15 protein-coding genes and 1 pseudogene are annotated in these 15165 nt (G+C 69.8%); 7 read left to right on the plus strand and 9 right to left on the minus strand.

The genetic code is table 11. From position 1 onward, the window contains the following. Positions 1-406 (minus strand): annotated as a pseudogene (locus P409_RS10460) (L-threonylcarbamoyladenylate synthase); the annotation flags it as partial. Between the two features lie 144 nt (positions 407-550). Here P409_RS10460 and parA point away from each other — a divergent pair. After that, positions 551-1165: a ParA family partition ATPase gene (parA, locus tag P409_RS10465; RefSeq protein WP_034835211.1), complete on the plus strand. Its 615-nt coding sequence runs from the start codon at positions 551-553 to the stop codon at positions 1163-1165. A 24-nt stretch (positions 1166-1189) separates the two neighbouring features. Here the strand turns inward: parA and P409_RS10470 are convergent, their stop codons facing one another. After that, positions 1190-2152, minus strand: coding sequence for a LysR family transcriptional regulator (locus tag P409_RS10470; RefSeq protein ID WP_202964625.1), 963 nt, complete (start codon positions 2150-2152; stop codon positions 1190-1192). 180 nt (positions 2153-2332) lie between these two features. Here P409_RS10470 and P409_RS10475 point away from each other — a divergent pair, with 180 nt between their 5' ends. The 6 genes from P409_RS10475 to P409_RS10500 are packed head-to-tail and all read left to right on the plus strand — an operon-like array spanning position 2333 to position 9691. After that, positions 2333-3304 (plus strand): ABC transporter permease, encoded by a 972-nt coding sequence (locus tag P409_RS10475; protein WP_034835216.1) that lies wholly within the window; start codon positions 2333-2335, stop codon positions 3302-3304. After that, positions 3301-4215, plus strand: coding sequence for an ABC transporter permease (locus P409_RS10480; RefSeq protein ID WP_052120345.1), 915 nt, complete (start codon positions 3301-3303; stop codon positions 4213-4215). Before P409_RS10475 ends, P409_RS10480 begins: the two co-directional genes overlap by 4 nt. 10 nt (positions 4216-4225) lie before the next feature. Then, positions 4226-5200: an ABC transporter ATP-binding protein gene (locus P409_RS10485; protein ID WP_034835218.1), complete on the plus strand. Its 975-nt coding sequence runs from the start codon at positions 4226-4228 to the stop codon at positions 5198-5200. Further along, entirely contained in the window at positions 5197-6189 is a 993-nt protein-coding gene (locus P409_RS10490) for an ABC transporter ATP-binding protein (RefSeq protein WP_034835220.1), read from the plus strand. The genes P409_RS10485 and P409_RS10490 overlap by 4 nt, the downstream gene beginning before the upstream one ends. Positions 6190-6230: 41 nt before the next feature. Further along, entirely contained in the window at positions 6231-7817 is a 1587-nt protein-coding gene (locus P409_RS10495; RefSeq protein ID WP_034835223.1) for an ABC transporter substrate-binding protein, read from the plus strand. Continuing rightward, a complete protein-coding gene (locus tag P409_RS10500) occupies positions 7814-9691 on the plus strand; it encodes a CocE/NonD family hydrolase (protein ID WP_034835225.1) in 1878 nt (625 codons plus the stop codon). The genes P409_RS10495 and P409_RS10500 overlap by 4 nt, the downstream gene beginning before the upstream one ends. 76 nt (positions 9692-9767) lie before the next feature. Here the strand turns inward: P409_RS10500 and P409_RS10505 are convergent, their stop codons facing one another. Genes P409_RS10505 through P409_RS10535 form a run of 7 tightly spaced genes read right to left on the minus strand, consistent with a single transcriptional unit; the run spans position 9768 to position 14887 of the window. After that, complete coding sequence (locus P409_RS10505; protein ID WP_034835228.1) at positions 9768-10565, minus strand: transporter substrate-binding domain-containing protein; 798 nt, start codon at positions 10563-10565, stop codon at positions 9768-9770. A gap of 46 nt (positions 10566-10611) precedes the next feature. Further along, complete coding sequence (locus tag P409_RS10510) at positions 10612-11340, minus strand: amino acid ABC transporter ATP-binding protein (RefSeq protein WP_034835230.1); 729 nt, start codon at positions 11338-11340, stop codon at positions 10612-10614. A 34-nt stretch (positions 11341-11374) separates the two neighbouring features. Next, positions 11375-12046 (minus strand): amino acid ABC transporter permease, encoded by a 672-nt coding sequence (locus P409_RS10515; protein WP_034835233.1) that lies wholly within the window; start codon positions 12044-12046, stop codon positions 11375-11377. A 14-nt stretch (positions 12047-12060) separates the two neighbouring features. Next, a complete protein-coding gene (locus P409_RS10520) occupies positions 12061-12744 on the minus strand; it encodes an amino acid ABC transporter permease (RefSeq protein ID WP_034835236.1) in 684 nt (227 codons plus the stop codon). 11 nt (positions 12745-12755) lie between these two features. Next, positions 12756-13664, minus strand: a complete 909-nt coding sequence (locus P409_RS10525) for an NAD(P)-dependent oxidoreductase (RefSeq protein ID WP_034835238.1) — start codon at positions 13662-13664, stop codon at positions 12756-12758. Positions 13665-13667: 3 nt separating this feature from the next. Then, entirely contained in the window at positions 13668-14105 is a 438-nt protein-coding gene (gene rpiB, locus P409_RS10530; protein ID WP_238578641.1) for a ribose 5-phosphate isomerase B, read from the minus strand. A gap of 35 nt (positions 14106-14140) precedes the next feature. Next, on the minus strand, positions 14141-14887 hold the full coding sequence (locus P409_RS10535; protein ID WP_034835242.1) for a FadR/GntR family transcriptional regulator: 747 nt from the start codon (positions 14885-14887) through the stop codon (positions 14141-14143). Positions 14888-15165 lie beyond the last annotated feature (278 nt).

Here is a 15165-nt window from a genome sequence, read left to right on the forward strand (position 1 = left end):
GAGGCGCCGGGCGGCCGGATGCGCCGGCACGCGGATCGCCAGGCTGTCCAGCCCGGCCGAGGCCAGCAGCGACACCGGGGCTGTCCGTCCGCCGCGGCAGCACCAGGGTCAGCGGGCCGGGCCACAGCGTCTCGGCCACGCGCCGGGCGCGGTCGTCGAACAGCACCAGATCCTCGGCCTGCTCGGCATCGGCCAGGTGGCTGATCAACGGGTTGAAGCTGGGCCGCCGCTTGGCCTCGAAGATCGCGGCCACGGCGCGGTCGTCAGTGGCGTCGCCGCCCAGGCCGTAGACCGTCTCGGTCGGGAAGGCGACCAGGCGGCCCTCCCGCAGCAGCGCCGCGGCGCGGGCAATGCCGGCGGGACCGTCGTCGACGATCTCGGTCTTGATCGGATCGGTGCTCTCCATGCCCGCTCTATAGCCCGATCCGGCGCCGCGGACCATGCGCTCGGGGGAAGGCCGCCATCCCGCGGCGGGAGATCTCATGTTGCGCTGCAGCAAAAGCCGGGCGACACTTTCTCGAAACAGCGGGCGCGAAACGGAAGGTGCGAAATGGCCGGTCGGACGATCACCGTGGCGCAGCAGAAGGGCGGGGCCGGCAAGACCACGCTGGTCGCGCATCTCGCCGCCGCCTTCGCCCGCGCCGGCCTCAGGGTCGCCACCGTCGACATCGACCCGCAGGGCAGCCTCAGCCGCTGGGTCGACGCGCGGGGTGCGGATCCAGGCTTCACCCATCTCCGCATCACCGGCTGGCGCGTGCCGGCGGCGGTCGACCGCGCCCGGGCGGCGCATGACCTGGTGCTGATCGACAGCCCGCCGCATGCCGCGTCGGATTCCCGCATCGCGGTGCGGGCGGCGCAGCTCGTCCTGGTGCCGATCCAGCCCAGCCCGATGGACCTGTGGGCGACGCAGCCGACGCTGGACCTGGCGGCGGAGGAGAAGGTGCCGGCCCGGATCGTGCTGAACCGGGTGCCGCCGCGCTCCAAGGTCGCCGACGCGCTGGAGGTCGAGATCGGCCGGCTCGGCATCCCGGTGCTGCCGGCCCGGATCGGCAACCGCACCGGCTTCGCCGCGGCGATGCTGTCCGGCCGCACCCTGGTCGAGACCGCGCCGGCCACCAAGGGGGCGGAGGAGATCGCGGCCCTGGCCGCGGCGCTCCGGGACTGAGGCCGGAGCCCCGTCCCCGGCCGGCTATCCCGTCTCCGGCCGGAACTCGGCCTCCAGCCCGCGCAGCATCTCGACCAGGCGGCGGCGGAAATGCTCGGCGAAGCGGTCGGCGGCGCGGGAGCGAGGCTGGCCGGCGGCGAAGGCCAGGCCGAACTCGTTCCACAGCCGCGGCCGGAACGGGCGGATGGCGATCGGCAGGTCGCGGAAATGGCTGGCCATCAGCGCGTTGACGATGGTGACGCCCAGCCCCTGCGCCGCGAAGGCGCAGGCCGAGCCGACAGAATGGGTCTCGACCTGCACCCGCGGCCGGAACCGGACCTGGCGGAACATCTGGTCGATCTCCGCCCGCGCCGGGCGCTGCCGGCCCAGCAGCACCAGCGGCTCGCCTTCCAGATCCTCGACCGACACCACCGGCTTCTCGGCCAGACGGTGGCCGGCCGGCATGACACAGACGCTGGTGGTGCGGGCGATGGCGATCGTGTCCATCCCGGCCTCGCCGGTCGGCAGCCGGACGAAGCCGAGATCGGCCTGGCGGGTCAGCACCGCCCGCTCGGTCTCGTGATAGGCGCCGGACAGGATCTCCAGCGCGACATTGCCGTGGTCGGCCAGGAACTCGCCGACGATCCGCGGCAGGATGGTCTGCGACATGCTGTGCGGCACGCCGATGCGCAGCAGGATCTGCCCGGAATTGCCGGCCCGCAGCTCGTCGGCCACATGCTGCACCCGCTGCACGCCGTCGACCGCGTTCTCGACCGAATCCAGCAGGCCGATCGCCTCGGGCGTCGGGATCAGCCGGCCCTTCTCGCGGGCGAACAGCTCCAGCCCCAGTTCGGCCTCCAGCTGGGTCAGCAGGCGGCTGACCGCCGATTGCGACAGGTCCAGCCGTGTCGCGGCGGCGGTGGTGGAGCCGCTGCGCATGATCGCCTTGAAGGCCTCGAGCTGCTTGACGTTCATGCTATGCGCGCCGATATCCGCGACACGAAGCACCGGGCCGCGTCTCCGCCGCGCACGAAATGCGCATAGCCTGATGCGGATTCCGCATGATGTTGCGGGCTGCTGTCTGCCACCCCTAGTGTCCCCCTCGCCACGCCGGACCGCCCGGCGGGCCCATCATAAGCGAACAGGGACGCAGATGCGGGAATCGCGCGCGGGGCTGGCCGGGACCCCATGACCGTCTTCATCATTCGGCGGCTGGTGCAGAGCGCCTTCGTGCTGCTGGTCACCTCCGTCCTCGTCTTCCTCGGCGTCTACGCCATCGGCAATCCGATCGAGATCCTGGTGCCGGCCGACGCCTCGCAGGCCGAGATTGCCCAGGCGGTCCAGTCGCTCGGCCTCGACCGGCCGCTGTGGGAACAGTACCTGACCTTCCTCGGCAACGCGCTGCATGGCGATCTCGGCCGCTCCTTCGTGTTCAACCAGCCCTCGATCAGCCTGATCTTTGAGCGGCTGCCGGCGACGCTGGAGCTGGCCTTCATCGCCCTGCTGCTGTCGCTGGTGATCGGCATCCCGCTCGGCGTGCTGTCGGGGCTGAAGGCCGGCAGCCGCTTCGACCGCACGGTGATGACCGGGTCGATCCTCGGCTTCAGCCTGCCGAATTTCTGGCAGGGCATGATGCTGATCATGATCTTCTCGGTCATGCTCGGCTGGCTGCCCTCGACCGGCCGCGGCGCCACCGGCGAGATCCTGGGGCTGCACACCAGCCTCGCCACCTGGGACGGCTTCACCCATCTGATCCTGCCGGCGATCAACCTGTCCCTGTTCAACGTCTCGCTGATCATCCGGCTGACCCGCAGCGGCATGCGCGAGACCCTGCCGCTGGACTTCGTGAAGTTCGCCCGCGCCAAGGGGCTGTCCGAACGGCGGGTGATCTTCGTCCATGTGCTGAAGACCATCCTGATCCCGATCGTCACCGTGGTCGGGATGGAGTTCGGGTCGCTGATCGCCTTCGCCACGGTGACCGAGACCATCTTCGCCTGGCCCGGCGTCGGCAAGCTGATCATCGACAGCATCATGCGGCTCGACCGGCCGGTGATCGTCGCCTACCTGCTGATCGTGGTCGCCATGTTCATCGTCATCAACCTGGTGGTCGACATCCTGTACTCGGTGCTCGACCCCCGCGTCCGGCTGTCCGACGCATGAGCGACATCGCCGCCCCGAAACCCCGCCGGCCGCTGCTCGGCGACGGCATCCTGGCCCAGGCGCTGCGCGGCATCCTGGACAGCAAGGCCGCGACGCTGGCCGCCATCGCCTGTTTGGCGCTGGTCGCGGTCGCCATCCTGGCGCCCTGGATCGCGCCGCAGGATCCCTACGACCTGGCCTCGCTCAGCATCATGGACGGCCGCCTGCCGCCCGGCAGCGAGAGCATGGATGGCTGGACCTATTGGCTGGGCACCGACGCGCAGGGTCGCGACATGCTGTCGGCGATGCTGTACGGGCTGCGCACCAGCCTCGGCGTCGGCATGCTGTCCGGCCTGTTCGCCCTCGCCGTCGGCACCACGCTGGGCCTCGTCGCCGCCTATTTCGGCGGCCGGATCGACACGCTGGTGATGCGCGTGGTCGACCTGATGCTGGGCTTTCCCACCATCCTGGTCGCGCTGATGATGCTGGCCGTGCTGGGGCAGGGGGTGGGCAAGGTCATCCTGGCCCTTGTGGTGGTGCAATGGGCCTATTTCGCCCGCGCCGTCCGCGCCGCGGCGCTGGTCGAGCGCGGCAAGGAGTATGTCGAGGCGGCGCAGTGCCTGGGCTTGAGCCGCGCGCGCATCCTGTTCAGCCACCTGCTGCCGAACTGCCTGCCGCCGGTGATCGTGATCGGCACCATCCAGGTGGCCCATGCGATCGCGGCGGAGGCGACCTTGAGCTTCCTCGGCATCGGCCTTCCGATCACCGAGCCGTCGCTGGGCCTCTTGATCGCCAACGGCTACCAGGTGCTGCTGGCCGGCCTCTACTGGATCAGCGTGTTCCCCGGCCTGCTGCTGCTGGCCCTGATCTTCTCGATCAACATCGTCGGCGACCGCCTGCGCGAGGCGCTGAACCCAAGGCTGCAGAAGTGAGGGCCCGCCCATGACCGCCCCCACGCTCAGCGTCGAGAACCTGCAGACGCATTTCTTCACCAAGGCTGGGGTGGTCCGTGCCGTCGACGGCGTCAGCTTCCGGGTCGACCGCGGCGAGGTGCTGGGCCTAGTCGGCGAATCCGGCTCCGGCAAGTCGATCACCGGCTTCTCGATCCTAGGCCTGGTCGACCCGCCGGGCCGGGTGGTCGGCGGCCGCATTCTGTTCCAGGGCGAGGACCTGGCGGCGCTGCCGGCGGAGCGGCTGCGGCAGCTGCGCGGCAATCGCATCGCCATGATCTTCCAGGACCCGATGATGACCCTGAACCCGGTCCTGCGGGTCGAGACCCAAATGGTCGAGGCGGTGCAGGCGCATGAGCGGGTATCGCGGGCCGAAGCGGTGGCGCGCGCCCGCGATGCGCTGGGCCGGGTCGGCATCCCGTCGCCGGAGGAGCGGCTGCGCGCCTATCCGCACCAGTTCTCCGGCGGCATGCGCCAGCGCGTGGCGATCGCCATCGCCCTGCTGCACAAACCCGATCTGATCATCGCCGACGAGCCCACGACCGCGCTGGACGTCACCATCCAGGCGCAGATCCTGGCCCAGGTGCAGACTTTGTGCCGCGAGACCGGCACGGCGCTGATCTGGGTCAGCCACGACCTCGCCGTGGTGGCCGCTTTGGCCGACCGGATCTGCGTCATGTATGCCGGAAGGGTGGTCGAGACCGGGACGGTCGACGAGGTGATCGACCGGCCGGCGCATCCCTACACCATCGGGCTGATCGGCTCGGTGCCCGGCGACCGGCCGCGCGGCGAAGCGCTGTTCCAGATCCCCGGCATGGCGCCGTCGCCGCTGTCGCTGCCCGAAGGCTGCGCCTTCCGGCCGCGCTGCGGCCATGCCAGCGAGGCCTGCCTCGTGGCGCCGGAGACGACCCGGCGGGGCGACCGCGCCTTCCGCTGCTTCCACCCGCAGTTGGAGACCCTGTCATGACCGCGGCCCCCCTGATCGAGGCCGCCGGCCTGGGCAAGCGCTTCACCAAGCGGCTGGACTATGCCGAGAAGGCGGCGCGCCTGCTGGGCGCGAAGGTCGAGGAGCGGACGGTGCATGCCGTCGACGCGGTCGACCTGGCGATCGCGCCGGGAGAGGTGGTGGGACTGGTCGGCGAATCCGGCTGCGGCAAGTCCACGCTGGGCCGGATGATGGCCGGCATCCTGCCGAAGAGCGACGGCGCCATCCGCTGGCGCGGCCGGGATGTCGACGGGCTGGCCGGCGACGCGGCGCGCGACGCCCGGCTGAAGGCGCAGATGATCTTCCAGGACCCCTTCGCCTCGCTGAACCCGCGCAAGCGGGTGCGCGACATCATCGGCGAGGCGCCGCGGGTGCACGGGCTGGTGCGCCGGCGCGAGGCCGATGGCTACGTCCAGGAGGTGATGCGCCGGGTCGGGCTGGACCCGGCCTATCGCGACCGCTTCCCGCACCAGTTCTCCGGCGGCCAGCGCCAGCGCATCGGCATCGCCCGCGCCCTGGCGGTGAAGCCGGACTTCCTGGTCTGCGACGAATCCATCGCCGCGCTCGACGTCTCGATCCAGGCCCAGATCCTGAACCTGTTCCTGGAGCTGAAGCGCGAACTGGGCCTGACCTACCTGTTCATCAGCCACGATCTGGGCGTGGTCGAGCATATCAGCGACCGGGTGGTGATCATGTATCTCGGCCGGGTGGTCGAGACCGCGGCGACCGCCGAGCTGTTCGCCCGGCCGCAGCATCCCTACACCGTGGCGCTGCTGAACGAGGTGCCGCGCCTCAGCAACCGCAAGCGCAAATTCGAGACGATCAAGGGCGAGATCCCGTCGCCGCTGCACCCGCCCGGCGGCTGCCATTTCCACCCGCGCTGCCCGATGGCGACCGACCGCTGCCGCGTCGAGCGGCCGGCGCTGCGCCCGGTCGTCCCCGGCCACCAGGCCGCCTGCCACCTGATCTGAGGCGCCGAACGCGCCCGCCCAACGAAACAGAGGAGAGTGTGATGTCGATGATGCGGAAGACAGTGGGCGGCGTCGCCCTGGCCCTGGCGCTGAGCGCCGCGAGCTTCGGCGCTGCCTGGGCCGCCGACCTGACCATCGGCACGGCGACCGAGCCTTCCGCCATCGATCCGCAATTCTCGCGCACCGGCAACAACCAGTCGATCTCGCAGCACATGTTCGACCGGCTGGTGCAGACCGACGAGAACCTGCAGGTGCAGCCGGCGCTGGCGCTGTCCTGGACCTCGGTCGACCCGACGACCTGGGAGGTCAAGCTGCGCCCCGGCGTCAAGTTCAGCGACGGGTCGGAGCTGACGGCCGAGGACGTGATCTTCTCGCTGACCCGCGCCAAGTCGGTGCCGAACAGCCCGGCGCCCTTCACCGGCGCGGTCGGCAGCATCGCCGAGATGACCGCCGTCGACCCGCTGACGGTCCGCTTCAAGACCAAGGCGCCGACCCCGCAATTCATCGAGCAGGTCGGCCTCGTCTACATCGTCTCGAAGAAGGCGTCGGAGGGGAAGACCACCAACGACTTCAACTCCGGCGCCGCCGCCATCGGCACCGGCCCGTACGTGTTCAAGGAATGGGTGCCGGGCGACCGGCTGGTGCTGGCGCCGAACCCGCACTACTGGGGCGACAAGCCGGCCTTCGACAACGTCACCATCAAGTTCATCTCGAACAATGCGGCCCGGATCGCGGCGCTGCTGTCCGGCTCCGTCGACCTGATCGACGGCGTGCCGCCGGCCGACGTGGCGACGGTGAACGACAGCGGCAAGGCCAAGGTCTTCTCCACCACCTCCGGCCGGCTGATCTACCTGGCGCTGGATTCGGCGCGGGACCAGAGCCCCTTCGTCACCGGCAAGGACGGCCAGCCGCTGGCGGCCAACCCGCTGAAAGACAAGCGGGTGCGGCTTGCGATCTCCAAGCTGATCAACCGCGACCTGATCATCCAGCGGCTGCTGAACGGCTCCGGCACCCCGGCCGGTCAGATCGTGCCGGAAGGGCTGGGCGGCTATGCGGCCGACGTGAAGCCGGAGGCCTATGACGCCGCCGGCGCCAAGGCGCTGCTGGCAGAGGCCGGCTATGGCGATGGCTTCGGGCTGACGGTGCATTCCTCGAACGATCGCTTCGCCGGCGACGCCGACATCGCCCAGGCGATCGGCCAGATGCTGGCGCGCGGGGGCTTGAAGATCAACGGCGTGGTCACCCAGCCCTACAATGTCTACGCCGGCGCCGCCTCGAAGCAGGAATACAGCGCCTTCATCTTCAGCTTCGGCAACAGCAACAGCAACTCGGCCAACGCCCTGACCAATGTGCTGGCGACCTACGACAAGGATGCCGGCATGGGCGCCTTCAACCGCGCCCGCTACTCGAACCCGGAGTTCGACGCGACGCTGAAGCAGGCGCTGGCGGAGTTCGACGAGGCCAAGCGCAACCAGTTGCTGGAGCAGGCGGCGCGGATCGGCTTCGGCGATGTCGGTATCGTGCCGTTGTACTTCCCGACCGTGCACTGGGCCGCGCGGAACGGCATCAGCTACCGCGCCAACAAGAACGAATGGACCCTCGCCACCTATGCGGAGGCGGCCAAGTGAGCGAGATCCAGGTGCTTCGCGACCAGATGGTGACGGCACGCGACGGCGTGCGTCTGGCGACCGATGTGTACCTGCCGGCCGGCCATCGCATCGGCGTCGATGCGCCGCTGCCGGTGATCCTGGAGCGCACGCCCTACGGCAAGACCGAGCTGTCGCGCTCCGAGATCGGAGTCGGCATGGACGGGCCGATGACCCGGCCGCAGGTGGCGGCGCATTTCGTCCGCGCCGGCTATGCCGTGGTCTACCAGGACTGCCGCGGCCGACACGGCTCCGAGGGGGTGTTCACGAAATACACCTCCGAGGGGCCGGACGGCTTCGACACGGTCGAATGGATCACCGCGCAGCCGTGGTCGAACGGCAAGGTCGGCACCATGGGCCTGTCCTATGCCGCGCACACCCAGTTCGCGCTGGCCTGTCTGAACCCGCCGGGCCTGGCCTGCATGGTGGTGGATTCGGGCGGCTTCTCGAACTCCTACCATTGCGGCATCCGCCAGGGCGGCGCCTTCGAGCTGAAGCAGGCGACCTGGGCCTTCAACCAGGCCAAGGAAAGCCCGGCGGCGCTGGCCGATCCCAAGGTGCTGGCGGCGCTGGAGGCGGAGGACATCCGCGCCTGGTTCGCTGCCATGCCGTGGCGGCCCGGCCATTCGCCGGTGCGCGCCGTGCCGGACTATGAGGCCTATCTGTTCGAGCAATGGACCCACGGCTCCTTCGGCGACTACTGGAAGCAGCTCGGCATCTATGCCGAGGGCTGGTACGACCGCTTCCCGGACGTGCCGATGGTGCTGATGTCCAGCTGGTACGACGCCTATGTTCGCACCACGATGGAGAATTTTGCCGCCCTCGGCGGCCGCACCGCCCCGGTCAAGCTGATCATGGGGCCGTGGCTGCACGGCAACCGCAACACCACCTTCTCGGGCGACACCGAATTCGGGCCGGCGGCGACGATCGACGGCAACGTCACCGCAAGCTGGCTCGACTTCCGTCGCCGCTGGTTCGACCGCTGGCTGAAGGGCGTCGGCAACGGCGCGGAGGCCGAGCCGACGGCGCGGCTGTTCCTGATGGGCGGCGGCAGCGGCCGGCGCACGGCCGAAGGGCGGCTGGACCATGGCGGCCGGTGGATCGCGGCGGCGGACTGGCCGCTGCCCGGCACCGTCTTCACCGACTACCACCTGCATGCCGACGGCCGGCTGGACCCGGCGGCGCCGCAGGCGGCGGAGGCGTCGATCGCCTACCAGTCCGACCCGGCGAACCCGGTGCCGACCATCGGCGGCGCCCTGACCTCCGGCCAGCCGGTGTTCGAGGGCGGCGGCTTCGACCAGACCGAGGGCGAGCGCTTCTTCGGCAGCCGCCGGCCCGGCCTGCCGCTGTCCTCCCGCCCCGACGTGATGGTGTTCGAGACCGGGCCCCTGGCCGAGGACATGGCGGTGGTCGGGCCGATCGAGGTCCGGCTGTTCGTCTCCTCCGACGCGCCGGACACGGATTTCACCGCCAAGCTGATCGACGTGCATCCGCCGACGGCCGACGACCCGAAGGGCTTCGCGCTCAACCTGACCGACGGCATCCTGCGCTGCCGCTACCGCGACAGCTGGGAGAGCCCGTCGCCGCTGGAGCCGGGGCGGGTCTATGCCATCACCATCGAGCCCTTCGCCACCGCCAACCTGTTCAAGGCGGGCCACCGCATCCGGCTCGACATCGCCTCCAGCAACTTCCCGAAATACGACGTCAACCCGAACAGCGGCGAGCCGGAGGGCACCGGCCGGCTGAAGCGGGTGGCGACCAACCGCATCCATCTCGACCGCGCGCACCCGTCGCGGATCGTGCTGCCGGTGGTGCCGGTGGAGAGCCTGGTGTCGCTGCCGAAGCCGGGGGATTGAGGCCGGCGGAGCAAAAGCAAGATGAGTCCCCCCTCCCCCTGCGGGAGGGTAGGGGGAGTGGGGACTAGAATGGAGCCTACTGCAGCATCGCCTCCGGCAAAGGCGAGCCGTGGAACTTCTGGTAGATGTCGTTCAGCTTGCGGTTCTTCAGGTTGGCCGACACCCATTCGTTCAGCTTCTCCATCAGCCGCGGCTCGCCCTTGCGCAGGCCGATGGCGAGATCGAAGGTGCGGATCAGGAACTTCGGCTCGAAAGCGCGGTCCGGTGCTTTCGCCTTGATCTGGTTCACCAGCGTCGCCGAGGTGGCGACGATCTGGGCCTGGCCGGAGACGGCGGCAGTCACCATCGTGGCGTCGTCGTCATAGCGCACCACCTGGAAGCCCTTCTCCGCCGCCAGCTTGGTCAGCTCCGTGTCCTGGGTGGTGCCGCGGGTGACGGTCACGGTCTTGCCCTGCAGGTCCGCCCAGTCCTTGATCGGCGCGTCCTTCGGGGCGCCGATCACCGATTGCAGCGCGGCGTAGGGCTTGGAGAAGTCGATCACCTTCGCCCGCTCCGGTGTCACCGACAGGGTCGAGATGATGATGTCGGCCTTGCCGGTCTGGACATTCGGGATGCGGGTGGCGCCCGTGGTCTGCACGAACTCCAGCTCCAGCCCCCAATCCTGGGCCAGCAGCCGCGCGGTCTCGACGTCGGAGCCGGTGGGCTTCATCTGGTCGTCGATCATGCCCGAGGGCGGGATCGCCAGATCCGTCGCGATCCGGATCTTCTTGGCGGCCATGATGTCGTCCAGCGCGTCCGCATGCGCGGTCAGCGCTCCCAGGCCCAAGGCACAGGCCAGGGCGATCGCCCGGCCCCAGCGGATTGACGGCTGCATCTGCGTCTCCTCCTTGTTTGCGGATGTTCTGGTTGCGCGCCCGGGCTCACAGCTCGTTGGCGACGAACTGCTGCAGCTCCGGCGTTTCGGGGCGGGCCAGGATCTCGGCCGGCCCCTGCTCGTGCACCCGGCCGTGATGCATGAACACGATCCGGTCGGCCACGCGGCGGGCGAAGCCCATCTCATGGGTGACCATGATCATCGTCATGCCGCGCGCGGCCAGGTCCTCCATCACCTTCAGCACCTCGCCCTTCAACTCGGGGTCGAGGGCCGAGGTGACTTCGTCGAACAGCATCACCTTGGGCTGCATCGCCAGCGACCGGGCGATGGCGGCGCGCTGCTGCTGGCCGCCCGACAGCTGCTCGGGATAGGCATCCGCCTTCTCGCCGAGGCCGACCTGGTCCAGCACGCCGCGGGCCAGCTCCCGGGCCTCGGCCCGCGCCACCTTCTTCACCGAGACCGGGGCCAGGGTGATGTTCTGTTCGATCGTCAGGTGCGGGAACAGGTTGTAGCTCTGGAACACGATGCCGACGTCCAGCCGCAGCCGGCGCAGGTCGATCTCCGGGTCGCTGACCTTGTGGTCGCAGACCGTGATCTCGCCGCCGTCGATCGTCTCCAGCCGGTCGATGCAGCGCAGCGCCGTGCTCTTGCCCGAGCCGCTGCGGCCGATCAGGGCCGTGACCTGGCCCTTCCCGACGGCGAAGGACACGCCGTCGAGCACGGTCAGCTCGCCGAAGCTCTTGCGCACGTCCTGCAGCGTCACCATCGCGGTCATCGCGGTCTCTCCCTGATGTCTTTTTGAGGCCCGGTCAGGCGAGGGCCGGCTTCAGCCGCGGCACGCGGCCCGTCCGGCGCTCCAGCCGGCGGCTGAGCAGCGAGATCGGGTAGCACATGGCGAAGTAGAGAACGGCGATCACCATGTAGATCGCGAAGGGCTGGAAGATCGAGTTGTTGACGATCTGCCCGGCCCGGGCCAGCTCGACGAAGCCGACCACCGAGGCCAGCGACGTGTTCTTGATGATCTGCACCATGAAGCCGACAGTGGGCGGCGTGGCCAGGCGGATCGCCTGCGGCAGGATCACCTTGAACAGGCGCTGGGTCCGGCTCAGCGCCAGGCACTCCGCCGCCTCCCATTGCGGCTTCGGCACCGCCTCCAGGCAGCCGCGCCAGATCTCGCCGAGATAGGCGCTGACATAGATCGTCAGCGACACCCCGGCGGCCAGCAGCGGCGGCACCTCGATGCCCAGCGCCGGCAGGCCGAAATAGGTCAGGAACAGCAGCACCAGCAGCGGCGTGCCCTGGATCAGCTGGACGTAGCCGCCGATCGCGGCACGCAGCAGCCGGCTGGGCGCGATGCGGCCGAGGGCGACGCCGAAGCCGACCACGCCGCCGCCGAGCAGCGCCATCAGCGACAGGACCAGGGTCCACAGCGCGCCCTGCAGCAGGAAGTCGAGATGGTTGAGGTTCAGTCCGGTCTGCATGGCGTCCTCGCGGGTCAGAGCGGCGTGCCGAGCCGGCGGCGGCGCGGGAACAGCACCAGCCCGAGCCCCCAGAAGCCGGCCCGCATCAGCAGCGAGAGGGCGATGTAGAGCAGCGCGACGACGATGTAGGTCTCGAAGGCGCGGTAGGTGTCGGACTGGATGAAGTTGGCGACCGCCGTCAGCTCCTCGGCCGAGATCTGGGAGACGACGGAGGAGGCCAGCATCAGCAGCACGAACTGGCTGGTCAGCGCGGGGTACACCCGCTCCATCGCCGGGCGCAGCACCACATGCCAGTAGACCTGCGTCCGCGACAGCCCCAGGCATTCCCCGGCCTCGAGTTGGCCCTTGTGGATCGAATCGAAGCCGGCGCGCATGATCTCGGCGGTGTAGGCACCGACATTGATGGTCAGGGCGATCACCGCCACGGTGACGGCCGGCAGCGACAGGCCCAGGCTGGACAGGCCGAAATAGACGACGAAGATCTGCACCAGGAAAGGCGTGTTCCGGATCGCCTCGACATAGATGCCGCACAGCCGCGACAGCCAGGCCGACCGGCCGCGCCGGCCGATCGCGCACAGCGTGCCCAGCGCGAAGCCCAGCACCGTCGACGCCAGGGCCAGCCGGATGGTCAGCCAGGCGCCGTCCAGGAACATCGGCCAGCGCTCGAGCACGACGGAGAAATCGAGGGACACGCCCATCGCCGGCTCCTCTATCCGCTGCTGGGGGAGGGGGCCTGTCCGCTCATGCGGTCATAGACGCGGAACAGGGCCTGGTTGCCGTTGCCGCCCTCGCCATGGGCGCGGGCGTCGAGATACTGGCTGGTGACCAGCGCCGTGGCGGGCAGGGGCACGGCCTTGCCGTAGGCCAGCTCCTGCACCAGGCGCAGGTCCTTGAGCATCAGGTCGATGCGGAAGCCGGCGCCGGCATCGCCGGAGATCATCGCCGGCCCCAGCCGGTCCAGCATCCAGGACGCGGCGGACCCGCCGAGCAGCACTTCGCGCATCTGCTCCAGGTCGACGCCGCAGGCCCGACCCAGCGCCAGCGCCTCACAGATCGCCTGCAGGTTGATGCCGCAGATCAGCTGGTTGCACAGCTTCACCGTCTGGCCGGCGCCGCTGTCGCCGACATGGGTGATGGTGGTGCCCATGCCGCGCAGCACCGGCAAGGCGCGGTCGAAAGCGGACCGGGCGCCGCCGGCCATGATCGTCAGGGTGGCGGCGCGGGCGCCCTGCGGCCCGCCGGAGACCGGGGCGTCGAGCAGGTCGATGCCGGCGGCGGCGAGGTCGACATGCATCCGCCGCACCGCCTGCGGCGAGATGGTGCTCATGTCGACCACCAGCCGGCCGCGCGGCGGCGCCGCCAGCAGCCCACCGGGGGCGTACACGACCTCCTCGACCTGCGGCGTGTCCGGCAGCATGGTGACGACGATGTCGGCGCCTTCGGCCGCCTCGGCCACGCTGGCGGCGGGGACGGCGCCCTGCGCCGCAAGGGCATCGACCGCGGCCGGCACCACGTCATGGGCCCGCACGGCGTGGCCGGCGCGCAGCAGGTTGGCCGCCATCTCGCGGCCCATGGTGCCGAGGCCGATGAAGCCGACCGTGTGCTGGGGCTCGCCCATGGCTCAGCCCTCCCGCTCCAGCTGCGCCAGCTTGTCGACCCGGCGCTTGAAGTCCTCGCTGGGCTCGAACTCGGCGGCGAGATAGGCGGCGACCAGGTCGCGCGCCAGCCAGGGGCCGACGATCTGGGCGCCGATGCACATGACGTTGACGTCGTCATGCTCGACCGCCTGATGCGCCGAATGCACGTCGTGGCAGACGGCGGCGCGGATGCCGCGGATCTTGTTGGCGGCGATGGCGGCGCCGACGCCGGTGCCGCAGACCATCAGGCCGCGATCGGCCGCCCCGCCGGTGACGGCGGCGCAGACTGCCCGGGCGATGTCCGGGAAGTCGACCGGGTCGGGGGTATGGCTGCCCACATCCGTCACCGCATGGCCGAGGCCCGCGACGAAGTCGGCGATCTCGCGCTTCAGCGGAAAGCCGGCATGGTCGCAGCCGATCACGATCTTCAACACGAGTCTCCTTGTCGGGTGGACCGTCAGCCTTGCGGCCTGGACGTTGTCTCGAAGGCCTTGCGGCGATACTCGTCGCCGATCTCGAAATGGCGGCGCAGCAGCTCGTCCGAGCGCTGCACGTCGCGTGCCACCAGGGCCTCGAAGATCCGGTGGTGGTGGTCGATCAGGAACGACCGGATGCCCGGCACCTTCAGGATCAGCTCGCGCCGCCCGCGATGCGACCGGTGCACCAGGCCGGAGATGGCGGCGTAGACGCTGCGCAAAGTCTCCGACCGTCCGGCCTGGACGATGCCGTTGTGGAAGTCGAAATCGGCCTCGCCGCCCGCCACCGGGTCGTCGATCGTGGCCTCGATCCGCTGCAGCGCCGACCGGATGCGCTCGAAATCCGCCAGGGTGGCGCGGCGGCAGGCCAGGCGCACGGCCTGGCACTCGATCGCGATCCGCGCCTCCATCACGTCGTCGATGGCGTCGGATTGCTGCGCCAGGGCGAAGGTGAAGAACTCGCCCAGGGTCGAGGCGTCCGGCTGGCGCACGATGGTGCCGACCCCGTGCCGGATCTCGACCGCGCCCAGCATCGCCAGCGCCCGCAGCGCCTCGCGCAGCACCGGCCGACCCACGCCCAGCAGGGCCGACAGGTCGCGCTCCGGCAGCAGCCGGTCGCCGGTCTTCAGGGCACCGGACAGCAGCTGCTCGCGCAGGAAGGCGAAGACCTTGGCGTAGCCGCCGGGGGCGTCGTCGGGATCGCGGGTGAGCTTGATGAGGTTGGTCATAGTGTTCTTACCATGGTAAGACCACTTAGCCGACGATGGCGCCGGGAGTCAATCGGGCTGACCCAGCAAACTTCGGACGATCTCCTTCGTCCTATGACGGCTGGAAGGGCGGGCTGGAATCTTTTGAAGGAAATTTTCATCTAGGATTTTCTGTTGATGAAAATTACCGACTCGTACAGCATGGCGTCATGACCGATGCCGCCTTCGTCTCCGCCGTCCTCGGCCGCCTGCGCGGCCGGCTGATCGTCTCCTGCCAGCCGGTGGTGGGCGGGCCGCTC

It is taken from the genome of Inquilinus limosus MP06 (genome assembly GCF_000767795.1).
Taxonomy (GTDB): domain Bacteria; phylum Pseudomonadota; class Alphaproteobacteria; order DSM-16000; family Inquilinaceae; genus Inquilinus; species Inquilinus limosus_E.

Bases quoted from the DNA above. Each gene is read 5' to 3' on its own strand.
- P409_RS10495 (WP_034835223.1), top strand. From the start codon at position 6,231: ATGTCGATGATGCGGAAGACAGTGGGCGGCGTCGCCCTGGCCCTGGCG.
- P409_RS10490 (WP_034835220.1), top strand. From the start codon at position 5,197: ATGACCGCGGCCCCCCTGATCGAGGCCGCCGGCCTGGGCAAGCGCTTC.
- P409_RS10510 (WP_034835230.1), bottom strand. From the start codon at position 11,340: ATGACCGCGATGGTGACGCTGCAGGACGTGCGCAAGAGCTTCGGCGAG.
- P409_RS10520 (WP_034835236.1), bottom strand. From the start codon at position 12,744: ATGGGCGTGTCCCTCGATTTCTCCGTCGTGCTCGAGCGCTGGCCGATG.
- P409_RS10485 (WP_034835218.1), top strand. From the start codon at position 4,226: ATGACCGCCCCCACGCTCAGCGTCGAGAACCTGCAGACGCATTTCTTC.
- P409_RS10525 (WP_034835238.1), bottom strand. From the start codon at position 13,664: ATGGGCGAGCCCCAGCACACGGTCGGCTTCATCGGCCTCGGCACCATG.
- parA (WP_034835211.1), top strand. From the start codon at position 551: ATGGCCGGTCGGACGATCACCGTGGCGCAGCAGAAGGGCGGGGCCGGC.
- P409_RS10535 (WP_034835242.1), bottom strand. From the start codon at position 14,887: ATGACCAACCTCATCAAGCTCACCCGCGATCCCGACGACGCCCCCGGC.
- P409_RS10475 (WP_034835216.1), top strand. From the start codon at position 2,333: ATGACCGTCTTCATCATTCGGCGGCTGGTGCAGAGCGCCTTCGTGCTG.
- P409_RS10480 (WP_052120345.1), top strand. From the start codon at position 3,301: ATGAGCGACATCGCCGCCCCGAAACCCCGCCGGCCGCTGCTCGGCGAC.
- P409_RS10505 (WP_034835228.1), bottom strand. From the start codon at position 10,565: ATGCAGCCGTCAATCCGCTGGGGCCGGGCGATCGCCCTGGCCTGTGCC.
- P409_RS10515 (WP_034835233.1), bottom strand. From the start codon at position 12,046: ATGCAGACCGGACTGAACCTCAACCATCTCGACTTCCTGCTGCAGGGC.